At 62.5% G+C, this 3,785-nt stretch carries 9 protein-coding genes; 8 read left to right on the top strand and 1 reads right to left on the bottom strand.

Translation table 11 applies throughout. The annotated features are described in order from the left end of the window. The 8 genes from KGZ40_09595 to KGZ40_09630 all read left to right on the top strand — a co-directional run. On the top strand, window positions 1-213 hold a 213-nt coding region (locus KGZ40_09595; protein MBS3957760.1), incomplete at its 5' end, for a hypothetical protein. Between the two features lie 103 nt (window positions 214-316). Further along, complete coding sequence (locus KGZ40_09600; GenBank protein ID MBS3957761.1) at window positions 317-868, top strand: DUF4184 family protein; 552 nt, start codon at window positions 317-319, stop codon at window positions 866-868. 79 nt (window positions 869-947) lie between these two features. Further along, window positions 948-1,223, top strand: a complete 276-nt coding sequence (locus KGZ40_09605) for a type II toxin-antitoxin system Phd/YefM family antitoxin (GenBank protein ID MBS3957762.1) — start codon at window positions 948-950, stop codon at window positions 1,221-1,223. Next, window positions 1,220-1,534: a type II toxin-antitoxin system RelE/ParE family toxin gene (locus KGZ40_09610; protein MBS3957763.1), complete on the top strand. Its 315-nt coding sequence runs from the start codon at window positions 1,220-1,222 to the stop codon at window positions 1,532-1,534. Before KGZ40_09605 ends, KGZ40_09610 begins: the two co-directional genes overlap by 4 nt. 122 nt (window positions 1,535-1,656) lie before the next feature. Beyond that, window positions 1,657-1,860 carry a hypothetical protein gene (locus tag KGZ40_09615; protein MBS3957764.1) on the top strand — a complete coding sequence of 68 codons (204 nt, stop codon included), beginning with the start codon at window positions 1,657-1,659 and terminating at the stop codon, window positions 1,858-1,860. A 6-nt stretch (window positions 1,861-1,866) separates the two neighbouring features. Then, window positions 1,867-2,715, top strand: a complete 849-nt coding sequence (locus tag KGZ40_09620) for an ion transporter (GenBank protein ID MBS3957765.1) — start codon at window positions 1,867-1,869, stop codon at window positions 2,713-2,715. Window positions 2,716-2,759: 44 nt separating this feature from the next. Beyond that, window positions 2,760-3,164 (top strand): hypothetical protein, encoded by a 405-nt coding sequence (locus KGZ40_09625; protein ID MBS3957766.1) that lies wholly within the window; start codon window positions 2,760-2,762, stop codon window positions 3,162-3,164. Window positions 3,165-3,195: 31 nt separating this feature from the next. Beyond that, entirely contained in the window at window positions 3,196-3,387 is a 192-nt protein-coding gene (locus KGZ40_09630; GenBank protein ID MBS3957767.1) for a hypothetical protein, read from the top strand. Between the two features lie 124 nt (window positions 3,388-3,511). Here the strand turns inward: KGZ40_09630 and KGZ40_09635 are convergent, their stop codons facing one another. Further along, window positions 3,512-3,745 (bottom strand): helix-turn-helix transcriptional regulator, encoded by a 234-nt coding sequence (locus KGZ40_09635; protein MBS3957768.1) that lies wholly within the window; start codon window positions 3,743-3,745, stop codon window positions 3,512-3,514. Window positions 3,746-3,785 lie beyond the last annotated feature (40 nt).

Raw genomic sequence — 3,785 nt, forward strand, 5'->3', positions numbered from 1 at the left:
GATGTCGCCGTTCTCGAGCCAAGCGCCGAGTCGCTGTCTGCCGTGGTCGAGACCAATTTGAAGGGTGCCGCTCCAGGTCGCGTCGTGATCATCGTCCCGCCAGGTAGCAGCACTGACTTGCGCGGGCTCGACCTCGCACGTTCGACCTGGGATCGTCTTTCGGTGCAGGGGGCGACTTTGCCGGCAAGCAGTGGCATGACCACTCCCGAATGACGTGCCTAACAAGCGCATCAAGCTGACGCGCACAATGTAGAATCGACCTGAAAGCTGATGGCGCGCAGCTTATGCGCAGAGGCGTTATGCCTAGGAGAAGTGCGTGCCGTTCACTCCGTATCACATGGGCCCGGGCATCCTCGTCAAGTCGCTGCTGCGGGGGAGCTTCAGCCTGATGGTCTTCGGGTGGACCCAGGTGATCATGGACACGCAGCCGCTGGTCGTCATGCTCACGAACCGGGGGACGCTCCATGGCTTCACGCACACCTATGCCGCGGCGGTCGCCATCGCGCTGTTCGCCGCTGTCTCGGGCAAGTACCTCGCCCAGGTCGCGCTTCGGCTCGGTCCGCGCCCGACTCGCAGGGCCCTGACGGTCCCGTGGTCCGTCGCGTTTGCGAGCGCGTTCATCGGTTCATTGAGCCACGTCGCGCTCGACAGCCTCATCTACACGGACATCCGGCCCTTCGCCCCGGTCTCGCAAGCGAACCCGTCGTTGGGGCTCATTCCTTCCTCAGCGGTCTACGATCTCAGCATGGTCGCCGGCCTCCTCGGCGCGGTGATCTTCTTCGCTGTGACGTTCCTGCGCTCCAGGCATAACCAGGGCGTCAACCCGACAACGCCGTGTGAGGTAGACTCGGGCAGGGATCGGGCGTAGGCGTTGCGGGTTACGCCCAAGAGCGTTAGCCGCACAACCATATGTGGTACCATATGCACTACCTAAGGAGGTACCACAAATGAGCGCGATGCCCAACATCATCCCCATCAGTGAGCTTCGCCAAGACGCGTCGGCGATCGTCAAGCGCGCGTCAACTTCCGGAGATCCTGTCTTCATCACGCAGCACGGACGAGCGTCTGCTGTCCTTGTCAGCGCAGGGACATACGAGCGAACGCAGCGCGAGCTTGAGATTCTGAGAATCCTCGCCCAGGGTGAGGCCGATATCGAGGCCGGTGCCGGATTCGACCTCGACGTGGTGATGGCAGAAGCAGACGAGCTTCTGGATGCGCCGTGAGTGTCAGTCGCAAGGTCCGCTTCACTCCACCTGCTCGGGCGCAGTGGCTCTCGGCGCTCGCCTACATCCGAGCCGACAGGCCCTCGGCGGCGCGCGGCTTCAAGGAGCGAGCGAACCATGACCTCTCACGATTGATCGAGTTCCCCGGCTCGGGCCGCGTGATTCCGGAGTTCCCGGCTCTCGGATTCCGCGAGGTCCTGGTCGACTCATACCGGTTCTTCTACCGGGACAAAGCCGACACTGTGTGGGTGGTGGGCGTGTGGCATGACGCCCAGATCCCGGCTGAGCCGCAGGAGCCGGTTGGCGGCTAACCCTGGCGTCGAGCAGACTCGGCGCCTTAGTGAGGTAGACTCGGGCTGGAAGCGCGCGTGGGCGCCTCGCAGCTCACGCCAAAGAACGTTAGTGAGACTCTCGACGACTACTTGGGGGAGTCATGGCGAACAGAGGTGGGTTCTCCTGGAAGCGCGCCACGGGTGTTACCCGGGCGAAGTCCGGAATCTCGCGAGCGACCGGCATCCCTCTGACCAAGAGCGGACGCCAGCGCAAGGTGGGCAAGATGATCACCGGCGGAGGGTGCCTCATGCCCACACTGCTGCTAGCACTCATGACCTGCGTCGTTGCGCTTGCCCTCGGGTAGGGACGCGTGGGCATCCGAAGGCGCGTGTGGGAGGTAGTCGAGGTCGCTGGCGATGGCGACAGGGTCAGCCGTGCCTTCGACGTTTCGATTCTGTCGCTCATCTTCCTGAACGTGCTGGCAGTGGTCTTCGGCTCGGTTGAGTCGATTCACGCTCGGTGGGGCGCGGTCCTTGACGGCTTCGAAGTGTTCTCCGTAGCCGTGTTCACCGCAGAGTACGTGGCGCGGCTGTGGTCTTGCACGGTGGACTCTCGATTCGAGGGTGGTATTCGCGGTCGGCTTCACTTCGCTCTGAAGCCCCTGTCGCTGATCGATCTGGCAGCAGTTGCGCCATTCTACCTGCCGTTCGTCGGAGTTGACTTGCGCTCTCTGCGGGCGCTGAGGCTGCTGCGGCTGGCGCGTGTGGCGAAGGTCGGCAGGTACTACTCCTCACTGGCCCTCATCAAGCGGGTGTTCCGCGCCAAGAAGGAGGAACTGGTCCTTACTACCGTGCTCATGGGACTCCTTCTGATCATCTCTTCAAGCCTGCTCTACTACGTGGAGAACCCCGCTCAACCGGAGGTCTTCTCCAGCATCCCTGCGACCATGTGGTGGGCGATCGCCACCCTGACTACGGTGGGGTATGGGGACATGTATCCAGTCACCGTTCTCGGCAAAGTGCTCGCCGGCAGCATAGCGGTCTTGGGAATCGGGATGTTCGCACTGCCCACTGGGATTATCGGAGCCGGTTTCGTCGAGGAGATCCAGAAGTCCAAGCAGTCATGTGAGCGCTGTCCGCACTGTGGTCGAGAGCTCACTAACCCGGGCGTCAACCCGACAACGCCGCGTCAGGTAGACTCGGGCAGGGACCGGGCGTAGGCGTTGCGGGTTACGCCCAAGAGCGTTGGGCAGACAGGAGAATCGTGGACGAGCTAGGACCTGCGACACTCGGCGAAGAGGCGATGCGTCTCGATGAGCGACGCTTTCGTGTGGTCGCGATCATCGCTGCGCTGGTCGCGCTACCTTTCGTGCTCGTCCACGTCATCATCACGCTGACGGTGATGCCCCAGCTGGCATCCTTCTCGGCGGAAATGGGCGGCACTTTGCCCGGGGCTGTCGAGCTGACACTCACCTTGAGCCGCAACGGCCTGTTGTCGCTGATCTTCGTCGTCGTCGATGTGGCTATCTTCGCGTTGATGTACCGGTTGGCGAAGAAGTATTGGATCGGGCTGTTGTTCGTCCCGGTAGTGGCGTACCTCGCGATCTCATCGCTGCTCGTCCCGCTGCTCTACATGCCGTTGTTCTCGTCAATCACGCAGATCCAGTAGTGCTAAGCGGCGAGCAGATGGAAGGTGCAATGTGAACGTGACATTTGATCCCCAGGCCGCGGCCACTGCGGGCATTGGACTGGGCTCTGTCCTCGCGGTCGTTTGCTCGTGGCAGCGCAATCGGTCCATTCTGTGGGCGATCCTTCACAGCTGGTTCTCATGGGTGTACGTCATCTGGTTCGCCGCGACTCGGCGGCCGGATGAGAAGAAGTCCGCTCACTAGGCTGGCCTGCTGCCCAACAAGCGCATCAACACGACGCGCAGAAGCGCGTCGTCGCTTCGCGGCGTAAGGTACTGGCGCGCGCGTTATGCGCAACACGTTAGCCGTAGCCATCGTCGATGCGCACCTACTTGCAGACGTCAGACACCAGGGCTGCGGGATCAACCTGGAGAGCACGAGACAGGCGCTCGACCGTCTTGATTGTGGCGTTGCGACGCCCCGCCTCACAGCTACTCACGTATGTGCGATCGAGGCCTGCGATGTGCGCAAGCTGTTCCTGAGACAAGCCGCGCTCCTCGCGAAGCGAGCGCAAGCGTCGTCCAAAGGCCGCGCAGCATGGGTCCGGCGTGGGCTTCTCCATGCTTGAAGTGAAGGTCCCTGTTGACCATGGGTCTACGGAC

It is taken from the genome of Clostridiales bacterium (assembly GCA_018333995.1).
Taxonomy (GTDB): Bacteria; Actinomycetota; Coriobacteriia; order Anaerosomatales; family SLCP01; genus JAGXSG01.

Coding starts and splice junctions, on each gene's coding strand:
- KGZ40_09605 (MBS3957762.1), top strand. CDS start 948: ATGAGCGCGATGCCCAACATCATCCCCATCAGTGAGCTTCGCCAAGAC.
- KGZ40_09615 (MBS3957764.1), top strand. CDS start 1,657: ATGGCGAACAGAGGTGGGTTCTCCTGGAAGCGCGCCACGGGTGTTACC.
- KGZ40_09635 (MBS3957768.1), bottom strand. CDS start 3,745: ATGGAGAAGCCCACGCCGGACCCATGCTGCGCGGCCTTTGGACGACGC.